At 41.0% G+C, this 21,444-nt stretch carries 10 protein-coding genes and 1 pseudogene; 1 reads left to right on the plus strand and 10 read right to left on the minus strand.

What is annotated here, in order from left to right; translation table 11 throughout:
* Window positions 1–130 precede the first annotated feature (130 nt).
* Window positions 131–1,357, plus strand: coding sequence for an EAL domain-containing response regulator (locus QUB80_RS34580; RefSeq protein WP_289793985.1), 1,227 nt, complete (start codon window positions 131–133; stop codon window positions 1,355–1,357).
* An 18-nt stretch (window positions 1,358–1,375) separates the two neighbouring features.
* Here the strand turns inward: QUB80_RS34580 and QUB80_RS34585 are convergent, their stop codons facing one another.
* The 10 genes and pseudogenes from QUB80_RS34585 to QUB80_RS34630 all read right to left on the minus strand — a co-directional run bounded on the left by QUB80_RS34585 (window position 1,376) and on the right by QUB80_RS34630 (window position 20,529).
* On the minus strand, window positions 1,376–1,468 hold the full coding sequence (locus tag QUB80_RS34585) for a helix-turn-helix domain-containing protein (protein WP_289793986.1): 93 nt from the start codon (window positions 1,466–1,468) through the stop codon (window positions 1,376–1,378).
* A pseudogene (locus tag QUB80_RS34590) lies at window positions 1,451–1,528 on the minus strand (hypothetical protein); the annotation flags it as partial. The pseudogene QUB80_RS34590 and the gene QUB80_RS34585, both read right to left, overlap by 18 nt.
* 168 nt (window positions 1,529–1,696) lie before the next feature.
* Window positions 1,697–2,692, minus strand: coding sequence for an NAD-dependent epimerase/dehydratase family protein (locus QUB80_RS34595; RefSeq protein ID WP_289793987.1), 996 nt, complete (start codon window positions 2,690–2,692; stop codon window positions 1,697–1,699).
* A gap of 517 nt (window positions 2,693–3,209) precedes the next feature.
* Window positions 3,210–4,727: a thioester reductase domain-containing protein gene (locus tag QUB80_RS34600; protein WP_289793988.1), complete on the minus strand. Its 1,518-nt coding sequence runs from the start codon at window positions 4,725–4,727 to the stop codon at window positions 3,210–3,212.
* Between the two features lie 2 nt (window positions 4,728–4,729).
* A complete protein-coding gene (locus tag QUB80_RS34605) occupies window positions 4,730–6,400 on the minus strand; it encodes a PfaD family polyunsaturated fatty acid/polyketide biosynthesis protein (protein ID WP_289793989.1) in 1,671 nt (556 codons plus the stop codon).
* 273 nt (window positions 6,401–6,673) lie between these two features.
* The gene (locus QUB80_RS34610; RefSeq protein ID WP_289793990.1) at window positions 6,674–11,395 is read right to left on the minus strand and encodes a PfaB family protein; all 4,722 of its coding nucleotides are present in this window, start codon (window positions 11,393–11,395) and stop codon (window positions 6,674–6,676) included.
* 430 nt (window positions 11,396–11,825) lie between these two features.
* Window positions 11,826–13,565: an SDR family NAD(P)-dependent oxidoreductase gene (locus QUB80_RS34615; RefSeq protein WP_289793991.1), complete on the minus strand. Its 1,740-nt coding sequence runs from the start codon at window positions 13,563–13,565 to the stop codon at window positions 11,826–11,828.
* Window positions 13,566–13,942: 377 nt separating this feature from the next.
* A complete protein-coding gene (locus tag QUB80_RS34620) occupies window positions 13,943–14,395 on the minus strand; it encodes a carboxypeptidase-like regulatory domain-containing protein (protein WP_289793992.1) in 453 nt (150 codons plus the stop codon).
* 114 nt (window positions 14,396–14,509) lie between these two features.
* Window positions 14,510–20,047, minus strand: a complete 5,538-nt coding sequence (locus tag QUB80_RS34625) for a type I polyketide synthase (RefSeq protein WP_289793993.1) — start codon at window positions 20,045–20,047, stop codon at window positions 14,510–14,512.
* Window positions 20,048–20,250: 203 nt separating this feature from the next.
* Entirely contained in the window at window positions 20,251–20,529 is a 279-nt protein-coding gene (locus QUB80_RS34630; protein ID WP_289793994.1) for a hypothetical protein, read from the minus strand.
* Window positions 20,530–21,444: the final 915 nt, after the last annotated feature.

Below are 21,444 nucleotides of genomic sequence, written 5' to 3' on the forward strand. Positions count from 1 at the left end.
AAACCTCACCCCGTCCTGTCGGACACCCCTCTCCTTGCTAAGGAGAGGGGCAGGGGGTGAGGTGACTTTCAAGTCAGAGGGCAGAAGGGAATAACCATCAATTCCTATTTATTAAATTATTGCGGAGATTATGACTAAAATTTTAGTGATTGAAGATGAACAAACAGTTCGTGAAAATCTTCTAGATTTACTAGGATCTGAAGACTTTGATACTATTGGCGCTGCTAATGGCAAAATAGGAGTTAAGTTAGCTCACAGTGAGACTCCTGATTTAATTCTGTGTGATTTAATGATGCCAGAACTTGATGGTTTTGGCGTACTAACAGCATTGCGTCAAGAACCGATAACTGCAACAATTCCATTTATTTTTATTACAGCAAAAGCAACCAAAACCGACTTTCGCCAAGGTATGGATTTAGGTGCTGATGACTATATCACCAAGCCATTTACTCGTGCAGAATTATTAAGTGCTATTGATAGTCGCCTACAAAAACAAGCAATTTTGAAACAGCAATTTTCTACTAGCACATCAGTAAATACTTCAAATTCAGAAATACTGATTGTAAAAAGCATTTTACGCAGGGCAATAGAACAAGTAGAATTTCGAGAATTTTATATTGAATATCAACCACAAGTAGACCTTCAATCAGGTTATATTTGTGGTGCAGAAGCTTTACTACGTTGGCAGAGTCCGGAATTAGGAATTGTTGATACTTCAGAATTGATTTCTTTAGCAGAGTCTACAGGTTTAATTATTCCTATTGGTGAGTGGGTATTGCAAAGTGTATGTGAACAAAATAAAGCTTGGCGTGATGCAGGCTATTCTCCGTTACGGATCGCTGTTAATTTGTCTGCCCGTCAGTTTACTCATCCAGATTTGAGTAAAAAAATAGTGACATTTTTAACACAAAATAATTTGGAGCCAGATTATTTAGAATTAGAACTTACCGAAAGTCTAATTGTACAAGATATGAATATGGCGATCGCAACAATGAGTGAGTTACGAGCCTTAGGAGTAAAAATTGCTATTGATGATTTTGGTACTGGTCAATCTTCATTAATGTATCTGAAAAAATTACCAATTAATAAATTAAAACTTGACCGCTACTTTATCCACAATGTTAATAATGACTATCAGAAAGCAGCAATAACAACTGCATTGATTCAGATGGGACACAATCTCAATTTTCAGGTGATTGCCGAGGGTGTAGAAACAGAAGCAGAACTAGATTTTTTGCGTCAAAATCGTTGTGATGCTATGCAAGGTTTTCTTTTCTGCCGACCAATACCAGCAGTAAAATTTGAAAAGTTTTTGTCTGATGACCAGTATAGACCATTAACTAGTCGTACAAAATAAGTGCAAATACGTCCCAGATTAACAACATGACAATCGGTAACTTCGTGGAGTTTGCCCTGTCCATCGTTTGAAGGCACGGTGAAAGGCACTTGGTTCTGAGAACCCCAGCAAAAATGCGACATCGTGAATCGGAGTGGCTGGGTTTTTCAGATGCCGCAGGGCTAGTTTTTTGCGAGTATTATCTAGAAGTTGCTGATGGGACGTGCCTTCGGCTTGTAATTCCCTCTGTAACTACCGAATACTGATTGCCAAACTACGGGCGATCGCTTCTGTTGATGCCAGTTCCCCTTGCAATTGTTGTACCATCCTACAAGAGTCATTCCTTGATTCAGAAAAGCCTTATATCTGGATATCTGTGGTTTCTAGCCATTGCCGTATATGTTCCATTCCTTCTTCTAGAGTTACTTTTGGCTTATAACCTAACTGAGTTTGTGCTTTTTCGAGTGAATAAGCATGGGGACTGGTAGAAAAATCTACAGCTGCTGGAAAAATAACGGGTTCTTGACCCAAAAATTTCATTCTTAACGACTCCAACCGAATCAAAATTTTAACTATCGGTGCTGGTAGAGAGGATGGTGCAGGCACGTTTCCAACTTCAGCTAAACGTGTGTAGTATTCTTTCCAAGAAGTCTCCTGTCCATCAGAGATATTGAAAGCTTCTCCATATGCTTCCTTTTCTATAGCAAGAAAAATTCCATCTATTAAATTGTCTATATATACGTGGTTCATTACTCCCCGTCCAGCATCAGGCATCACAAATCGTTTTTGGCGCATCAGTTTAAGAGGACGGATAACCCAAGGGCTACTTCTTGGCCCGTAAACAGCAGTCGGTCTGATAATAATTACACCAAAATTTGGTGGTGCGTTTAGCTTCAATATTTCTTGTTCACTTTCTATTTTTGTTAGAGAGTAAGGATTATCCTCACTCCGGAATGGCCCTTCTTCTGTAATTTTATTGGCGTAGGTAAAGCCATAGACTATGACGCTTGAGAGGTGAATAAAAGTCTTGACCCCGGCATCTATAGCTGCTCTTGCTATGTTGAGGGTGCCACCAACATTGACTTTACGAAACTCCTCTAGTGAGCCTCCTTCTTTGACGAGGGCAGCTGTGTGCAGAATTATATCTACTCCCTGACAAGCCTGTTGTGCCACAACCGGATCGCAAACACTACCAACAATTACTTCTGCACCTAGACTCTGTGCTATTTTTGCATTCGTAGGGTCATTTTCTATTCCTTTAACATACATTCCCTGGGCGATCGCTAATTCTGTAGTACGCAAGCCGATAAATCCACCTATTCCTGTAATCAGAATAGTTTTGTCTTTAAGGTTCATAAATCTAGATATCCTTCGTAACAACAGAGAGTATTTATTCTTAATCTCACGAACAAATATTCCAGAAATTACCAGAAATTAATTTACAAATAGTCTAAATGTTTTAGTTTGAGCAGCTGAGATAAGCAAGCTCTAATCGAAGTGAAAATCTCAATGCCCCCAGGCCAATGTTAAAGAGAGCCTATCATATCTGAAATCTGTCAATTGGCATATGTTTGAGATAAGTTTTGAGCAAACATATCTACAGAGAAAGTGAGTTAGCGTTGATAAATATTTGAACAAACCTAAATTTCTAATCCAGTGAGCAAGATTTTTTAATAGGGGATTTACCTATCAAAAAACTTTTATCTACTCAAATAAGTATAAACACTTGAGTATGAATATACAAATTATCTTTATTGCTGCCATAAATTAGATCCCCCCAGCAATCCTGCCTGATAATGATGCTTAGGGAGATCGTAAGATACAAAAATAGTTATGACGCTTTTTAGTTTGAGACTAACTTGTGTAATCTGTACTAAGCAACATTCAGAAAACCATTCTGAATTAAGTATGCAGAATAGGTCATAAACAATTGGTTATCCATTGCCGGGCAAACGATACCACTACCTGCAAGTGCATTTAGGGTAGCTTGACAATTAATTATTGGTCTTCTACTTTGTAGATACAAATCTGGAATAGTGATTTGTTCTTCTGACCAGCGCTCTAGTAAGAAAGGTCGTAGGGTATAGAGAGGATTTTCAGCAGAAGAGATATCGTTAATTAACTTTGCTTGCCATTGTTCGTAAGGAATTATTTCAATAGGAAAACCTAAAGAATCCATCCACTCAAGTAAATTAGTTAAAGGAACAGGTTCGGGATGCTGTAAGTGAAAAGCCTGACCAAGAGATTCTTTTTGTCTTGAAAGATAAACAACAGCTTTACTGACATAATCCACAGGCGATGCATCCAACATATAATCAACATTTGGAAAACATCCCATTTGAATGCAGCCTTTAATTACCAAGTTGATAAAGTCATCTGTATTGCAGACACCTGTTTTGCTATCTCCTGCAATTAGAGGAGGTCTATGAATTGTCACAGGCAATCCGCGATCGCTAGCAATTTTGACTAATTTTTCTGCTACCCATTTTGTTTGCGAGTAACCGAGAAAAATACCTCGCCAATGCTCAAAGCTGTCATCTTCTTTGACAACTTTACCAGCATAAAAGGGCGATTCAAAAACCGCTACACTAGAAACGTAATGTACGGGCTTGACTTTAAATAAACACGCCAAACGCAAAACTTCTTGTGTTCCCAAAACATTGGGAGCCTTCATAGCTGAATATGGATAAACATAATTCAGTGTGGCAGCACTATGGTAGATGCTATCAAGATTCATAGCTAGCATATCAAAACCTTGGGGGCTAATTCCTAGCAAAGGCTTTGATAAATCTCCCAAGATAGGGATAATTCTAGAACTCAATTTTTCATCCCAAAGGGCATAATTTTGGAGATTTTTCTTCAGTTTTTGCTTGCCTTCTTCTGAATTAGCAGCACGTACTAAGCAGTAAATATCTGCATTTGTCTGCTGTAGTAGTTCGTGGATTAAAAAAGCTCCTAAAAAGCCTGTACCACCTGTTAAAAAGACGTTTTCTGGTTGAGATGTAAAGTGAAAAGATGTAGATGCAGGACGAATACTTGGATCGAGAACAGCTTCAGCACTTAAATCCAAGACAGGCTTAACTATAGAGACAGAGGCATTTTTGGCAGTGGGAGTATCTTTTACCCCTGATTCTTCTGATTCTTCGCCTAAACGCTGGGAGAGAGTCGCAACTGTTGGATAATGCCACAACAGTGTAGGAGACACTTTAAATCCCAGCATTTTTTCTAATTTGCCGACAATCAGCATCGCCTGAGTAGAATCTAAACCATAGCTATCTAATGGTTGCTCAATATCAATTTCCTCTGGTTCAACATTTAATGCTTCCGCTAGCTGAGATACCAACCAAGCTTGAATTTCCGCTGCTGTTAAAACCTTTTTTGATGCCTTCATCTTTACGCTTCCAATGTAGAACGAACTGGGCAATATTGACTGTAGTAATCAGGAATTTGCATTCCTTGAATTTTCAAACTTTGAATGCGATATAAAAATGCGGCTCCAGTCATGATGTGTTGAGCTACATCCACAACCCGACGATTATTTGGATCTGCTAGATAAGAACCTTGCACCCAGTTATTAAAACTACCGATCGCCGGGCCGCACCAAATCTGATAATCAACTTCTCTACCCTTTTCTCCAGAGTTTGACCAACGAGAAGATAATCCTAAATACCAGCGGAAAATCAACGCCATTTTCAGTTTAGGATTATTGACTGCCTTACCCAATTTTTCTGGATTTTTCTGAGATAAATAACTAACAGTTTCTTCCCAAACTTGAGCCAGAGTTTTGCGGAAAATTTGTTTTTCTAATTTCTCTCGCTCAGAAGCAGGAATTTCTTCAATTGAATTATAGTTCCTGTATATTTCATACAATTTTTGAGCGCGGAGAGGGAACATAGTACCGCGTTTGAGAACTTGTAGTTTTACTCCCATTTCAAACATATCTGCTGCTGGTGCCATCATCACATCAGCCATATCTGCTTGTGCCAGCAATTGCTTGGTATGTTGACAAGAACCAGCTTCTATACATGACTGATTAATTGAACCAGTGACAACATAAGCAGCACCCATCATAAAACCTGCTAAAGCAGATTGTGGGGTAGCAATTCCACCTGCAACTCCAACTCTAATAGGTTTTTCGTAACAATATTGAGCTTGAATTTCATCCCGCAATGCTACCATTGAAGGTAACAAACAAACTAGGGGACGATTATCTGTATGACCACCAGAATCTGCTTCAACAGTAATATCATCAGCTAAGGGAACTTTTGCTGCCAAATTCGCCTGTAACTCACTAATTAAACCCTGTGCAACCAATTCTCGCAGCATTTTTTCTGGTGCTGGTTGCATAAATTTAGTAGCTACTTCTCGCCGCGAAATTTTAGCAATGACTTTATTTTTAATTTCAATTTCGTTAGCAGAATTTACACTTAATCCCGCCGCACGATAATAAACAATATTAGGAGTCAAATCCAAAAATGCCGACGCTTCTATTGTTCTCATCCCATATTTGAGGTATAAATCTACTGCACCGCGCTCAATAGCAGGTTCATTGGGACTGTGAATTAAATTAAAAGCATAAGGCCCTTGAGGTAAAGCTTCTTGAATACGATGAATAGCTGCTTCTAAGCGATTGGGAGTTAAACCGCCTGCACCAAAAGAAGCTAAAATTCTCTCCTTCCCTAGAGCAATGACCATTTCTTCGGAAGCGATCGCACCAGCCATTGCGCCAGTAGTATAGGCATATTTGACATTATGAAAGGAGAGAAAATTCGGGTCTCCTAATTGTTGCAAACTGATGGGTGGAACAGCCATCAATAGTTCAGCTTGTCCTGTTTTGGTATTTTCAGCAGGAGACAAATAACCATCATGACTAACACCAATTCTGCCGTCAACTCTAACAATATAACAAGGCTTATCTAATGCTAAGAGTTTATCTTTGATGGTATTAGAGTCAAAACTTACACAATCTAAAGAACCTTTCCAGACTTGATTAAAATTGCAGGGAGAGCCAAAAAAGGTAATACCATTATCCTGTTTATTTCGCACTGCATCTACAGTTGTCACGGAAGTTATCCCTCGATTTGATGATTAGCAGATGAAAGAACAAACCACAAAGAACACGTTAGACGCGGAGCGGCTTCCCGTAAGGGTAGGACACGAAGAAAAGATATGAAGAGAGGATTAATTTTTGGGCGCTGCTGAATGTAAGAAAATTTGATATCTCAAACTCTTATTCTTAGCGCTCTTTGCGTCCTACCCTGCGGGAAGCCGCTGACGCGTCTATGTGGTTCGTTAACTACATACTCTTAATGCTACAAAATAACTCTCAAAAAACCTTTACTCACTCAGCAAATTTTCAGCACAAACTAGTTGTAATTGAATTAACTCGCTCATTTGCTTACTAAACTCTTGACGGGATTTTAAGAATGCTGCATGAGTTTTATGAACCTTTAAGTTATTAGCATTCAACTTTTGATAGTGAGACGCGCTTAAACTTGAAAGACTGAAATTATAAGTAGGATGGGGATGATTAGCAACCAACTCCCGAAATTGTACTTCTTTTTTTGGCTCTAAGCTGTTATCCATGATATTTTGCATTGATATTTCCTCTGGCTTAGTCTCGGATGGAGGGAGGATTTTACTCGGAGACTTTTGAGCTAGGTTTTGGAAGAGTTTTTTATTCTCTTCAGTCAAGATTTTGTCAGTAAAACTTTTACCACCCAAGGTAACTTTTCTCAGGGTGGGTTTTTTGACTGTTTCTGCTACTTGAGTGTACAGTGGCGATAAGTCTACAGAAACTTGATGGCTGACAAGTTTTGCTAGTGCTTTGACAATACCACTATGGTCGTCTAAACCTCTTCTATTTAGAGATATGGTGATGTGTTCTTTGTCGCTGAGAATTTTATCAATCCAGCGCGAACAAACATTACCAGCACCAGTCTCAATAAATATCTTGGCTCCATCTTCGTAAACTCGATTGACTAAGCGCGGGAAGTCAAGAGGTTGTGACAAACCTTTGGCTATGCTGTGGGCGATCGCTTGACTTTCCAATTTCACCGGGCCATACTCAGCTGCACAGTAGAGAACAACGTCTGGTAGATTTTTCCGGGTGGGTAAGGTGTTAACTCTGGCTATTTCTCCGTACTCAGAAGCCATCGCTTCACAGTGGATTACATGGTCGAAGGGAGCGCGGAAAGCGTTGCAGCCCAAAATTTGAATGATTCTTTCACAAGCTGCTGGTTCACCGGCAATGACGACTTCTTCGGGTGTGTTGATTTGAGTTAAAAAGACGCGCGGCTCATGTTGGAGGTATTCTCTCAACTGAGATGGGGTAGTCATGAGTACATAGTTAGCCCATAAGTCGTTGTTCGGTGATTGCTGAGATGATGGCATTTGCCAATACTGGCGCACAGCATTTTTGGCTCCGGATAACCTGTCAGCAAATAGTGGTGAGGCGTGTAGAGCAACTATTCCTTCGGTAAAGTTATCCCATACCTCAGCCGCAGACATCATACTAGTCTCACCTAAGCTGTAACCAAAGACCATTTTTGGCTTAACTTGGAATTCATCTCGCATAATTTGCGTGATGAATCTGGTAAACAACATATCTACGTCGAAGATGGCTAGAGGATCGTCTAAGAATTGCTGTTCAAGAGTTTCTAACTGCCGGGATGAAAGCTTGTTTAAGCTTCTGGGAAATACGACACGGGAGATATCAGCGACAAGATTTTGTAGTTTGGTAACCGCAATATCGTCGAGGGTTTCGGGAAATAAACGGAAGAGATTGCGAGCGATACCTAGATAAGAATTGACAGCAGCTGGATAGACGTAAGCTACTTCTCCTTTTTTACCTAGTGGTTTGGCTGTGAAGTAGCTACCTAGTGGTGTTTGCCAATCTATCCCATGTTCAAAAGCTTTGTTTATACCTTTACGGGCAGCTTCGATTTCTTTGGTTAATTCTTTTTGGTTGTGTGCCAGAATTGCTAGGACATAATTAGGATCGGAACACAACTTGAAGTTAGCAAAAGCTAAGTTGGCAGTGTGTTCTAGAGAAGTACCGTTGTTGACAGACTTTTCGAGGGCGTCGATTTGTTCAAATATATCAGCGCGATCGCGCCCGGCAATAGGGAACAAGTAAAAGGGAGTTTGCTGTAAAAATCTGCTATTGCGTTCTTTTTGATCGGGTTCTTCCGATAAGATGACATGGGCGTAAGTGCCATCCATACCGATGCTATTGATGGCAGCGATTCTTTTAGTCGCTTGTTTATCTAAAAACCAAGGTCTTGATTCGGTGGCAACATAAAAAGGACTACCCTGCCATACTTCTTTATCTTTAACTTCAGACCACTTGGGTGTACCTGGAACATATCTATAATAAAGGCACAAAGCTGTCTTGATTAAACTGGCTATTCCCGATGCAACATAGGTGTGACCGATGTTTGCTTTGACGCTGCCAATGGCACAGCTTAAATCATTGGCACTACCAGGATAAGCTTGCAGTAAACCTTTGATTTCTGCTTCATCTTCTTTGTCAACACCGCTACCATAAACTTCAAGATAGTTAACTTCTGAAGGTTTGACACCCGCCATCAATAAAGCTTGCTGACACGCTTGAGTTACGGCTTTAGCATCTGGGGTTCCCAAACCAGTATCTTGCTGTTGCGCAAAACTAATGGCATCGACAACTGCGTAAATGCGATCGCTTGTTTTTTTCGCAGTTTCATGCAGCTTCAATACTACTGCGCCTGCCCCTTCCCCTACGATCCAGCCATTCGTTTTTTGGTCGTAGGAAAGGGTATTTGCGCCTGTATTAATTGCAGCCATTTGGTTGCGCAATAAAACATTTTCTAGAGTGCCAGCTAAATCAACAGCACCCACAAGTACGGCTTCTGCTTCTCCAGTAGTTAGTAAATGCTGTGCTATTTCCAAAACTTTGAAAGTAGAATTCTCTCCGGCGGTGATGGTGAATACAGGAGCGGTAAAATCCCACAGCGAAGAAATCCGACTCGCCATAATGTTGGCGATGTAACTGACATATTCGCTGCTTTCGACTGGATTGTGAATGCCGTCTTTAACAATTGTTTCTAATTGAGTTACTTGATCGGGTGGCAGAGAAATTTCTCCAGCAATTAAACCCTCTTTCACTTGCCAGGATAAATTCCATCTTTGCTGCAATTGATGCACAGAAAATTGTGTTTCTGTCGCCATCACAACTGCGACATTTGCACCTTCTTTTATACCCGCATCTTTCAAAGCACGTTCGGCAACTTTTAACATTAACAGTTGTTGCTGATTGAGCTTTTCTAGTTCATTCGGGGGAATTTTGCTAGAGACAGTATCAATTTCAAAATCTGTGATGTATGCCCCTTGTGGCGGCTCCCCGTTTGTCAAACCGTATTTTTTCAGCAATTCTGCTTGCTTTTCTACACCGTGCCATCTTTGAGGTGGTAGAGGAATAAAATGTTGCGTGCCTTCATAAATACTGCGTTCAAAAGCTTCTAAACTATCGCAAGCACCAAAAAAGGCATCCATCCCGACAATAGCAAGTTTGGCAGGATGGAGAGGCTCGGAAGAAGACGCGGAGAGGGGGAGACGCAAAGACGCGGAGAAATTATCAAAAATATTCCCCGTGTCCCCGTGTCCCCGTGTCCCCGTGTCCTCTTGGTTCCCCGTGTCCCTGTGTCCCTGTGTCCCCTTTTCCTCTACGTTGCCTTGTTCTAAAATCATGTGAGCGTTAGTACCGCCCAAACCGAAAGCACTGATTGAAGCGCGTTTTATTGGTGTATTGTTAGGCCAATTTGTGGTACTGGTAACAATGCGTTGTGGGGAAATGACATTTTCTTCACTTCCCATCGGCTCTGTGATGTTAATTGTTGCTGGGATAACGCCTTTGGACATACTCATTAGCACTTTAATCAGGCTAACGCTGCCGGCGGCAGTGAGCAAGTGACCGACATTAGATTTTACAGAACCCAGTAAAGGAGTTGCTTGATACTTACCAAAGAAAGTTTCTACAGATTGAAATTCTGTGGAATCCCCTAATAAAGTACCCGTGGCGTGGCACTCCATGTAATCAATATTTTGAGGACTAATTCCAGCTTCTTGGTAGGCGCGTTCAAAAGCGAGAGTTTGTCCTTTAGAATTAGGGCTGAGTAAATGCTTACCTCGTCCATCATTAGATAAACCGTTACCAGAGATAGTAGCGTAAATGCGATCGCCATCTCGAACTGCATCGCTGTATCTTTTCAATACCACCATCCCGACGCCTTCAGCAGTCAGCATTCCCCGCGACGTCTTATCTAAAGGACGACTAATATCATCTTCGGGGTATCCTTGGATACCAGAAAACAGCATCCGCAGGAACAGTGGATCTGCACAGCTGATACCTCCGGCTAACATCAAATCAGCTTTGTGCGTCCATAAATAATGGGATGCTAGCTTGGTAGCATATTGTGGCGATGAACAAGCAGCATCGATACAAAAATGAATATTTGATAGAGAAAAAGCTTGAGCGATAATAGCTGCTGGTAAGCCCGATATCATCGCATTGTAAGATGAGGCTTCCTTAGATGATTCCAAAGCAGCTAAATCGAATTCTGGTTGCTGTAAAAGTTCTTGAACAGCAGGTGCTAAAACTTGCTGATATATCGGTGCAAATAATTGGTTAGAGGTTTTGGTGGGGAGAGAAAGATTACCTAATATGACTCCGCATCTAGAGAGAATAGATTCTTGCTCTAAATAACCGCTATGTTGTAAAGCTTGTTTGGCAACGTACAATGACCACTGAAAGGTTTTATCTAGAGATTCCAGAAATTTTGGTGGTAGCTTATATCCTGTGGAGTCAAATTTAAAATCACGGATAAATGCTCCTTTTAAGGAATAGACTTTATCTTGTTTCCCTTTAGCTGGATCGAAAAATATTTGTGGATCTACTCCAATTTCCTCAACACTCAAAGATGATGTAGAATCTTTTTTTTGGATGAGATTTTGCCAAAATTCATCAGGATTTTTAGCATCAGGGAATAAGCATCCAAATCCAATGATTGCAATTTTTTCCATAGTCATTTGTTCCTTGTTATTTATCATTTTTTATGGAGAAGTAGTTAGTGGTAAGAGCCAGAGGCTCTAATTATCGTTACCAGGTTCAACCTGGTAACGAGGGTTTAGAGTTTTTCGTTTATAGGTTCAACCTAGTAACGGAGATACGAGGCTCTACCTCGTAGTTATTAAAGGAAACGAACCACAAAGGACACAAAGTACCTGGTAACTAGGAACGAGGGTTTAGAGTTTCTCGTTTCTAGGTTCAACCTAGTAACGGAGATACGAGGCTCTGCCTCGTAGTTATTAAAAACGAACCACAAAGGACACAAAGTACACAAAGAAAAGAAAATAAACTGCAACAGACACAGAGGGAACAAAGAGAAATTATCAGTTTGAACGGCAAGATTAGCATCAAAATCCGCCCCTACTAACTACTATCTACTAACCACTAACCTTTCGGCTGCATTAATTTAGCTGGAAAAATAATTCCTCTACCTCCTAGAAGTTGCGAGTAAATTTTCCCTTGTTTATCGTGTATAAAGAAATCGGCAACAACACTTGTTTGTGTTTTACTTTTGACTTCACAAGATACGTAAAATGGTTCGTTATAAGGAGTTTTGGCAAACTGTTCGTATCTTTCTTGTTGCCCTGGTAAGCAAATTTCTTGATGGTAATGATGTAGCCAAATCCATAAAGGATGAGTACTCAAGTCAGTGGTAAAAGCGTTAACCCAGTAGGCTGGAAATTGTCCTTGTTGTATTTTGTTGATTGCTTGCCAAAAACATTCAGTTGTAATTTTTTCGGAATTAATATTTATTACTCTTCTCAGTTGTTGAAATGCGGAGCCATGAAATAGTGCTGCTTCTCCTGTTTGATAAAAATCTTTACCAATAGTGGTAATGATGTTATCTTCTGTCAGATTCAATCTTTCGTAAATAGGAGCGGCAGGAACATCACGCAGAAGTTTAATGTTAGTGCTGAAGTGGTATATGGTTTTGCCTTCTGGAGTTTGACTCGAAATTTTGCAGGAAAAATTTACTTCATGAGCATCAAGGTTTTTGAATGTTTCTTGTAAGTCGAGAATATATTCGTCAGCTAGAGTTTCGTTAAAGGTAATTCCTTTGAATACTCGAAAATCTGTGCTACTAAAAGCTTTGTATCCTGGATAAAGTTTTTCACAGGCATCCGACATCCACGACACTGCACAAGTAGCAGGTAAAACAGGATTACCAGCAATGACGTGATCCAGTAAAAAGGGATTTCCTTCTAGTGTCAATTTCCGACGGATGCGATAGCTGCGCAGATCTGGATCTAAAAGTGCAGCTGGTGGAACCATTGGGCTGCCAATCACAACTTGGGTAGTATTGTGATAAGCGGGGTGTAGTTCGTTAACTAACATTTGTGTTCCAGCTTCTACCGGAATAATGTCAATACCTCGTTTGGCAAATTCTTTTTTCAATTGTGGTGTTACCATGCCGCTATCCCAACCACCCCAATTAATTGCAACTACGTGACATTGGGGATATTTTTGCTTGAAGGAGTGGGCTGATTTGTTGAGGATTTCGTTGGCGATCGCGTAATCAGATTGTCCGATATTACCGTAAAAGCCTGTGACGGAAGAAAATAAGACTAAATGCTCAAGTTGATTTGGTTTTACGCACGCTAGGAGATTTTCTAATCCCTGTACTTTGGCTGTGTAAACTTTTTCAAAATCCTGTTCTGTTTTCTTTTCAATCAATTTATCAGCTAAGTTACCAGCACCATGAATAATACCTGTAATTTCTCCTATTTGTGCAACAGCACTAGTAATTTTTTGATTGAGAGCAAGAGTATCTGTGACATCAACGTTAATGTATTTTGCTTGTCCTCCGGTTTGTTGAATTGCTGCCAATGTTTGCTTGATTTCTCGATTTGAAGAAATTTGATTAAATATTTTTTGTACGCTCATGGGTGTGGGTTTTTCTCCTTTGGAGAGAAGATATTCCATGATCCGTTTTTTTAATGTCGCTTCATCAAAACAATCTTGAGCGAAGTCGGGTTCTGTTTCTAGAAGTTCTGAACGTCCAAGCAGGATAAATTTACAAGGATACTGTTGTGCTAATTGGATAGTACATTTAGCTGTAATGCCTTTGGCACCACCACTAACTAGGAAAACTGAGGAAGGACGAATTTGGGTTGGTGTAGTCATAATTTTTGCGATCGCAGAGACTAGAGAATGAAGTCAATTGAAAAAACTTGAGTATGAGGAGATAAGAAGGCAGAGGGCAGACGGCAGAGGGCAGAAGGAAAATGATTATCCTAGTTTAAGAATGATTATTTCTTTGGCATTATTTACCCACCTCTAGTCAACATAGCTATAATTATTTGTGTTCATCTGTGGTAAGAAATACTAAAAAATAAAAAAACGAACCGCAAAGAACGCGAAGGACACAAAGGAAGAGAAGAAGGGAGAGATGTTTATTAAGTGCAAGTTTATATAAACTTATTATTATGCAAAAATATAGATAAGCATTGATTTGAATATTTGAGATTTTAATTTTTAGGTTTTCTCATTGAATAATTATTTTATGGTTGATAAATGTTGATTGAATCATTACGTCGATTGACGGGAGTTTTGGAATTTGAGGTTTGAAGTGCAATAATTGTAATCATGAATAATCCTGCTAGGATAGTTGCTATAATTGGAATCGGTATAAAAGTGTCAGTTTCGGGGTAAGAATTTATAACTTTGATTTCATGAGGTTCTAAAAGTTTAATATCACCAAGGTCTTTTTGCTTAGATGATACTTTAATAGAAGAGTAATATGTTTTATATCCGTTAGCTTCTACTGTTAATTTTGCATGGATACTATCACTTTTATTAGTGTTAATTTCTAATCGGTAAATTCCTTCTATATCTGTATAGCAAACAATTGAATTACCTTGATAAACAAACGTAACTTTAGCTCCTAAAATAGGAGCTTGTTTTTTGTTATCAACTATGCGACCAGTATAAGTAATTAATTGAGGCTTGGGCATATCTTCTGGTGTATGCAGTTCAGCAAGGGCTACTTAGATTGGGGAATGGAGAGACAGAGACGAATTGTTTTTACTCTGTCTCCCCGGATGTCTTTGTCTTCTGTTACGTCTTTGCTATCTGTCGGGGGTGCTGATGAGAGTTACTCTTCCTTGCGAACCGTATGCCACTTCGGTAAGATATCGATTCGGATCGTGAAGTTCGGCAATAATATGATGTGCAGAGGACTCACTATCAATTTTAGGACTGAGGTCGATCGCCCGACAAAATACTTTTGGCCATTCCCAAATCAGGGTTTTAGTTAATCCAAATAAACCTGCGCCGATCGCTCCATAATTTACTTCATGTTCTAACCCAAAAGCGCCGTCCAGTCGTGCTACGGTACAGAAACAACTGCGTCCATTATTACCCGCTTCGGTGAGGGATTTTTTCAGGTGTTTCGCCATGAAGAAGACTTGTTTCACAATTGCTTTTTCTTCTGGGAAGTAAGCCACCGTGTTATTATCGCTTGCTTGAAAGATGGGGTGAATGTGGATAAATGCTCCTACCGTGCCGTAGTTAGTTGCGATCGCTGCTAATTGTTGTTGCAGATGTTCCTCACTTGAGTCTTGTAAGATAACGCGATCGATGCCTGGTGGTAAGGGAGATTTTTCGGGAACGAGGGAAGGCGGGAAATTTAAAACTACTACTTTCCGCCCTTGCTTGCTCAGTAACTCAGCTACTTTAGAAGTAGTGAGGGAACCATCATCGGTGATTAAGATAATGTGTCCCTCTGGTAAACTAAATTCCCAAAAATCCGGTGGAGGTAGGATTTGCAGTTGGGCTGGGCGACGCTGGATGTTGTTCTTTAAGCTGTCTGGCTTGTCACTAGATTCAGGCTGGTACTTTTTTTTTTCCGCCCCCGCAGCCAAGCGCTGGAGGTATTCAACAATTTGCCCGATTGTACGCAGTTCTGCTAGTTCTTCGACATTACTCGGTTTGGGCAAGTCGGGGTACTTTTCTTGCAACGCACCCATGATTTCTACGCGTTTAATCGAGTCTATACCTAAGTCTGCCTCCATGTCCATATCCAGTTCTAGCATTTCTACTGGATAGCCTGTTTTCTCGCTAGTGATGGCTAACAAGTCGTCTGACAAGTGGCTCAAATCGATATCTGCTGAAGGGGCAGGCGCTTCGGCAACTGTGACGATAGTTTCTGCTGTAACCGCTACATTTTCGCTGACTGCGGTTGAATCATTGTTAAATACAGGTTCAATGAATGCAGTTTCGGGATTGCTAACTACCGCTGTTGTTGGCGTGGTAACTGCTTCAGTTACCGTTGCTACTGATGCAGGAGTGGAAACCAAGGATTTCAAATACTCAACAATTTGCCCGATTGTACGCAGTTCTGCCAGTTCTTCTACGTTACTTGGCTTGGGTAAATCAGGGTATTTCTCTTGCAACGCACCCATGATTTCTACGCGTTTGATTGAGTCAATACCCAAGTCTGCCTCCATATCCATGTCCATATCGAGCATTTCGATTGGATAGCCAGTTTTTTCACTGGTGATGGCTAGCAGGCTTTGATCCAAGTCGGATACATCAATGGCTGGTGCTGGAGAAACTGTTGGCTGAGGTGGTGTGCTAACTGGCGTTGGAGGTGCAGGAAACTTATTTTCTTGAATCTCAGTAGTGGCAGGAGCCGGAGTTTCTTGTTTTGCGACTTTCATGCCATTTGTAGCTACAGGCACAAAAAGCTCAGGCTTAGTTTCCTGGATTTGGGTAGTGGCGGGAACAAAACTTTCTTCTTTGATTGCAGGAATGTCGGGTACGAGTGCGGGTTCCGGCTTGCTTGACTGGATTTTGGCTATGGGGAGAACAGGAGTTTCTACTTTCGCTGTATTCAAAGATGACAGGGGTTCTTGAGCTATAGGTAAGCTTACCTGAACAGAAGTGCCATCCCCAACTAGCTGGGCGTACTCTTGCTGGACGACTTGGAAAAAGTTTTTGGTGTACTCTACTTGGTGGTGGAGATATTGTTCATGAATGCGTAAGGTTTCACTTTGTTGGGCATGAAACTGCATCATGCTGCGATCTAAGCTTTCAATGATGCTCCCTTTAAGCTTGGCTGCTTGGGGTGATTGTTCTCCTTTGGCAAACAAGGAATTTTGCTGCTGCACCAGTTGGAAAAAGGTTCTAGCGTATTCCACCTGATGGTTGAGATATTGGGCGTGAACTTGTAAATTTTCACTTTGATTTTGTTGAAACTGCGTCAACGCATACTCTAAGCTTTCTAAAACTCTTTGGTAATTTACAAGTTTATCTGGTACGTCATTCATTTTCGACCCTAGAGCTGGTTGAGAGGAAGTAGGAGGGAGGGGAGGAGCGGGGGAGGGGGAAAGGGGGGGAGTGGGCGAGGAAGACGCGGAGACGCGGAGAGGGGGTGACGCGGAGAAGGAAACATTCCCCGTGTCCCCGTGTCCCCGTGTCCCCGTGTCCTCTTCAAGAACGGGTTTTTTACTATGTCCGTTATTTCCGTTTAACCCAATATGCCCGTTATGTCCGTTACTCTCTGGTATTGTTGAAATGGAAGTAGCTGCTGTTGCTGTCACCAGAGACTTTGATGTAACTACCATTTCCTCAGATTCGCTTTTGTGTAGTTTCACCTGATGCCCATCGTGCAAAGCTTGCTCAAACCCCTTTTTCACTTTTTCTGATACGTAGTTAGAACCGTTTAACTTGACGCTCAACCCCTTGTTTTTCTGAGGTTCAGAGATAACTGGTGGCAGTTGGTAGGGATCGAGATTTTTCAAAGACATACCAGCAACACGCAATTGTACAGCCGCTTCCCGGAGCGAACGATCGCTGTTCTTTTGAGCGCTGGGGTTGAGTGCGATCGCAATGTGGGGGCGATCGCTCAAAATTTCCCGTACTAAGTTAGTAAGTATGTTCCTCGGCCCAAATTCTACAAAACAGTAACCCCCCGCCGCATAGATATTTTCGATTTCCTGCTTAAACAGTACCGAGTTCGAGAGGTGAGTTTCGAGAATTTTTTGAATTTCTGCTGGTTGTTTGGGATATTCTTTACCTGTGACGTTAGTGTAAACGGGTAGTTGCGGATTTTGGAAATTAACGTTCTTAATGGCGATCGCGAAAGATTTCTGAGCAAAGGCAATCAAGGGTGTATGGAATGCTGCTGAGACTGGTAGCAAAATAGCAGTATATCCCTGTTCTTGCAACGCTTGCCGCACTTTCGCTATTTCCTCGGTGGGGCCTGCTAGTACCACTTGTCGGGGAGAATTGAGATTAGCGATCGCTACTTGTGGAAAATTCTTGAGAACTCCTTCCACCTTTGCGAGTTCTTCTTTTACCGCCAGCATGGCTCCTGTATCGTAATTCGGATCTTGAGGAGCTGCCATTGCTTGCCCCCTAGCTTTCACCAGGAAACAATAATCTGCGTCACTTAACACCCCTGCTGCCCACAAAGCTGTAATTTCGCCAAAACTATGCCCAGCAACAAAATCTGCTTTAAATCCAGATTGTTGCAGTAATTTGTACATCCCAGCACTCAACATCCCAATTGCAGGTTGCGCGTATTCTGTGCGCTGCAATGCTGCCACTTGGGCATTCTTTTCCGCCTCTTCAAATACGGGATGGGGAAAAACTATTTCCGATAGCGGCTGAAAATTATCTTTGCGTAATAAGCTATCCATGTAGCCATAAAGTTGCCGCAGTTCGGGAAAATTCATTACCAATTCCCGTCCCATATTCAAGTACTGCGAGCCTTGTCCGGAAAATAAAGCGACTACTTTTCCAGCTAACTCCATACCAGAAGCGCGGTAGTAAATGCCTTGGGGATGTTCCCATGCTGGGGCAGAAGCTTTATTTTTCAGCAAGTCGATACTGATTTGCAGGAACTTGCAAGCCTCAGTACGAGTTTCTGCCACAAAACCAATTCTGGCTGCATTTTGAGGAATTTCTTTGGTTTTGCAATTTTCTACCAGTTCTAGATAATGTTTGTCACCTGCTTCAGACTGCAACTGGCTTAAAACTTCTTCACAATCGCTCAACAATTGGGCTGGAGTTGAAGCAAACAGCAGCACCTCACCAGGAGCCTTATGCATCCGATAAGCTTTGTTGTGTTCGCCTTCGTATTCTTCTAGAACCACGTGGTAATTTGTACCGCCAAAGCCAAAGGAACTTACTCCCGCACGTCTTGGTGGTTCTTCTTCCGAACGAATCCAAGGCCTAGTTTCGGTATTCAAATAAAAGGCAGAATTTTTGATGTTAAGCTTGGGATTGGGTTCGGTAACGTTAATTGTGGGCGGTAAAATCTTGTGGTGCAGTGCCAAAGCGGTTTTGATGATACTAGCCGCACCAGCAGCAGCTTTTGTATGTCCGATTTGGGATTTGACAGTACCAAGAGCAACTTGATGCTTTTTGGAGTTATTTTCTCCGAAAAAGTCCCTCAAGGAGGCGAATTCAGTCGGATCACCAGCCATCGTACCTGTACCGTGGGCTTCAATCAGGCTGACAGTTTCTGGAGCAAAGCCTGCATCCTCATAGGCGCGGCGTAAAGCTTGCACCTGCCCTTCTTTGCGGGGAGCATAAATGCTTTTATAGCGCCCATCACTGGATGTGCCGATACCTTTGATGACTGCGTAGATTTTATCATTGTCCCGTACCGCATCTTCTAGGCGTTTGAGGACAATCATACCGATGCCTTCACCCAACATCATCCCATCAGACTTGGCATCAAAAGGCTGAACTTTTTCGCTAGGAGATACGGCTGGCGTTTTACTGAAACTGATATAAGCCGTGATTGAGTTGTCAGTATCAACCCCACCACTGAGCATCATATTGCAGCGATGCTCTACCAATTCACTAATCGCCATTTTCAGGGCAGCGAAGGAGCTAGCACAAGCAGCATCAACTGTACAATTTATTCCGCCTAAGTTTAAACGGTTGGCAATGCGCCCGGAAATTACGTTAGCTAACATACCGGGGAATGCATTCTCATCCCATTTCACATAGGCGCTTTGGATTTTTTTGATAATTTTTTCTGTATCCTCATCGGATAAGCCGCTACTTTTAAGTGCTTTTCTCCAAATCGGATATTGCAGGCGAGCAGCAAGGGGAATTCCCAGTTTCAATGCTGCCGAACCCAAAATCACTCCAACCGTTTCGCGATTAAATTCCCGGCTTTCCCCATAGCCCGCATCTTCCATCGCTTGTTTGGCCACTAACAAGCCTAACAGTTGCGAAACATCTGTAACTTCTAATATATTTGGTGGTATTCCAAACTCCATTGGGTTAAAATCAACGTGAGGAAGGAATCCACCTTTTTTACAGTAAGTCTTATCTTCGGGTGTTCTGGGGTTCGGATCGTAGTAGTCTTCTACGCTCCAGTGGGTTGACGGAATATCAGTAATGCAATCGAATTTGTTAACAATGTTTTGCCAGTACTCTTGTACGTTTTTAGCTTGGGGGAATAAAGAAGCTATGCCAATAATGGCAATAGGATTATGTTGCAATTTTCTGTTAATCTTTTCGACTGTCATTGATTGATCCGACATCTGTTTTTTGTCCTCAATAAACCTCACCAAAGCCTTTTCACAATCGTTTATCTGTTCTTCCAACTGCGTTAAGGCAATATCAATTGAATGAGCAGACATAAAAACTAGACTAATGTTTGGTAGTGTGGGTTGATAGAACAACTGCAATTTCTGTAGCGAAGTGATGCAGCAACTATCTTATACATCAAGGTTCAATACTTGTATTGACATTAACTCAAAATAGTATATGTCACCCCGCTAAGTTGACGCTGTACCTAATAAAAATCGTGGCGATCGCGTCTGATAAAATTAGATAAAAAATATTACACAACGCTCGACTCCTGACATTCTGGCAACAAGTCAATCACGTTGTTGTAACTGCTAAAATAGTCTTGCAGTGCGTTAGCTGCTTGACCTGTGAACTCAATCCATTCATAATGATGGAGATTGGGTGAGATGCTTTCCAGCTGGAACAATGGAAACTTGGGAGTAACTAAAAGAATAGAAACGCTTTTTTCTTCAGAGCCAGTTTGATTATCTAGCTTAACTGCGGCAATGTGACTGGTGTTAATGACAACGTTCTGGATCTTGATGAATGCCATAGCAGTTTCGACTTCCAAGATAATTTATTCTATAGATTTTGTCAATCAATATTTGACAAATTAGCTACACTCCAAACACCACATTTCATCCGAACTCACGAGTCAATGCGATCAATCATAGACCTAGTAATTGACGATAGTATTAGGTGATTTTTAGTTGTCATTACTCAATCGACTCAATAATTGACCGTGCCGCTTTAAAGAATGAGAATTAATACCAAACTAGCATAATTGGCATCAGCTATATTGTTCGTAGAAGGCAATTTTAAAAAAAATCTGATGTACGTCTTGAACTAACTAAAAAAAGTAGCATTTCTGACTGTGAATTAGTATCAATAGTCTTTAAAAACAAGCTCTTTAAGATAAATAAAGTCTGAATAAAAAAGATAATAGACAATTTTTGAATAATTGATTTCGCGATGCTTTGAGTACATTAAGTCTAGAAATAAATGTCAGTATATTTCTTATAGATACATGATAATTAAGTTAGAAATGGTGTTGACTTTTTCAAAAAAGTTATTTTGATAGATTCAGCATATATTTAAGTTAAAAATAATTGACATTATATTGATTAGCATAAATTAAATTAGTGAATGTTAATAAATAACAGAAATTTTTATTTACTGCTCTCATAAATAACCGTCTCTGAACCTCTGAATCAAGAGGTTATTGAGACTGCTGTGAAATTTTAATATATAACTTCTCAATTTTCAGATTGCAATTATACGAATATCCACAAGAGCCAGAGGCTCTAATTCTCGCTACCAGGTTCAACCTGGTAACGAGGGTAGTGAGGGTGCATTCTTCCCTTCTTCCATCTGCCCCTGCCTTCTGACTTGAAAGTCACCTCACCCCCTGCCCCTCTCCTTAGCAAGGAGAGGGGTGTCCGACAGGACGGGGTGAGGTTTTTCATGC

This window comes from Chlorogloeopsis sp. ULAP01, assembly GCF_030381805.1.
In the GTDB taxonomy this organism is placed as follows: Bacteria; Cyanobacteriota; Cyanobacteriia; order Cyanobacteriales; family Nostocaceae; genus Chlorogloeopsis.

Coding starts and splice junctions, on each gene's coding strand:
- QUB80_RS34580 (WP_289793985.1), top strand. CDS start 131: ATGACTAAAATTTTAGTGATTGAAGATGAACAAACAGTTCGTGAAAAT.
- QUB80_RS34595 (WP_289793987.1), bottom strand. CDS start 2,692: ATGAACCTTAAAGACAAAACTATTCTGATTACAGGAATAGGTGGATTT.
- QUB80_RS34600 (WP_289793988.1), bottom strand. CDS start 4,727: ATGAAGGCATCAAAAAAGGTTTTAACAGCAGCGGAAATTCAAGCTTGG.
- QUB80_RS34610 (WP_289793990.1), bottom strand. CDS start 11,395: ATGGAAAAAATTGCAATCATTGGATTTGGATGCTTATTCCCTGATGCT.
- QUB80_RS34615 (WP_289793991.1), bottom strand. CDS start 13,565: ATGACTACACCAACCCAAATTCGTCCTTCCTCAGTTTTCCTAGTTAGT.
- QUB80_RS34620 (WP_289793992.1), bottom strand. CDS start 14,395: ATGCCCAAGCCTCAATTAATTACTTATACTGGTCGCATAGTTGATAAC.
- QUB80_RS34625 (WP_289793993.1), bottom strand. CDS start 20,047: ATGTCTGCTCATTCAATTGATATTGCCTTAACGCAGTTGGAAGAACAG.
- QUB80_RS34630 (WP_289793994.1), bottom strand. CDS start 20,529: ATGGCATTCATCAAGATCCAGAACGTTGTCATTAACACCAGTCACATT.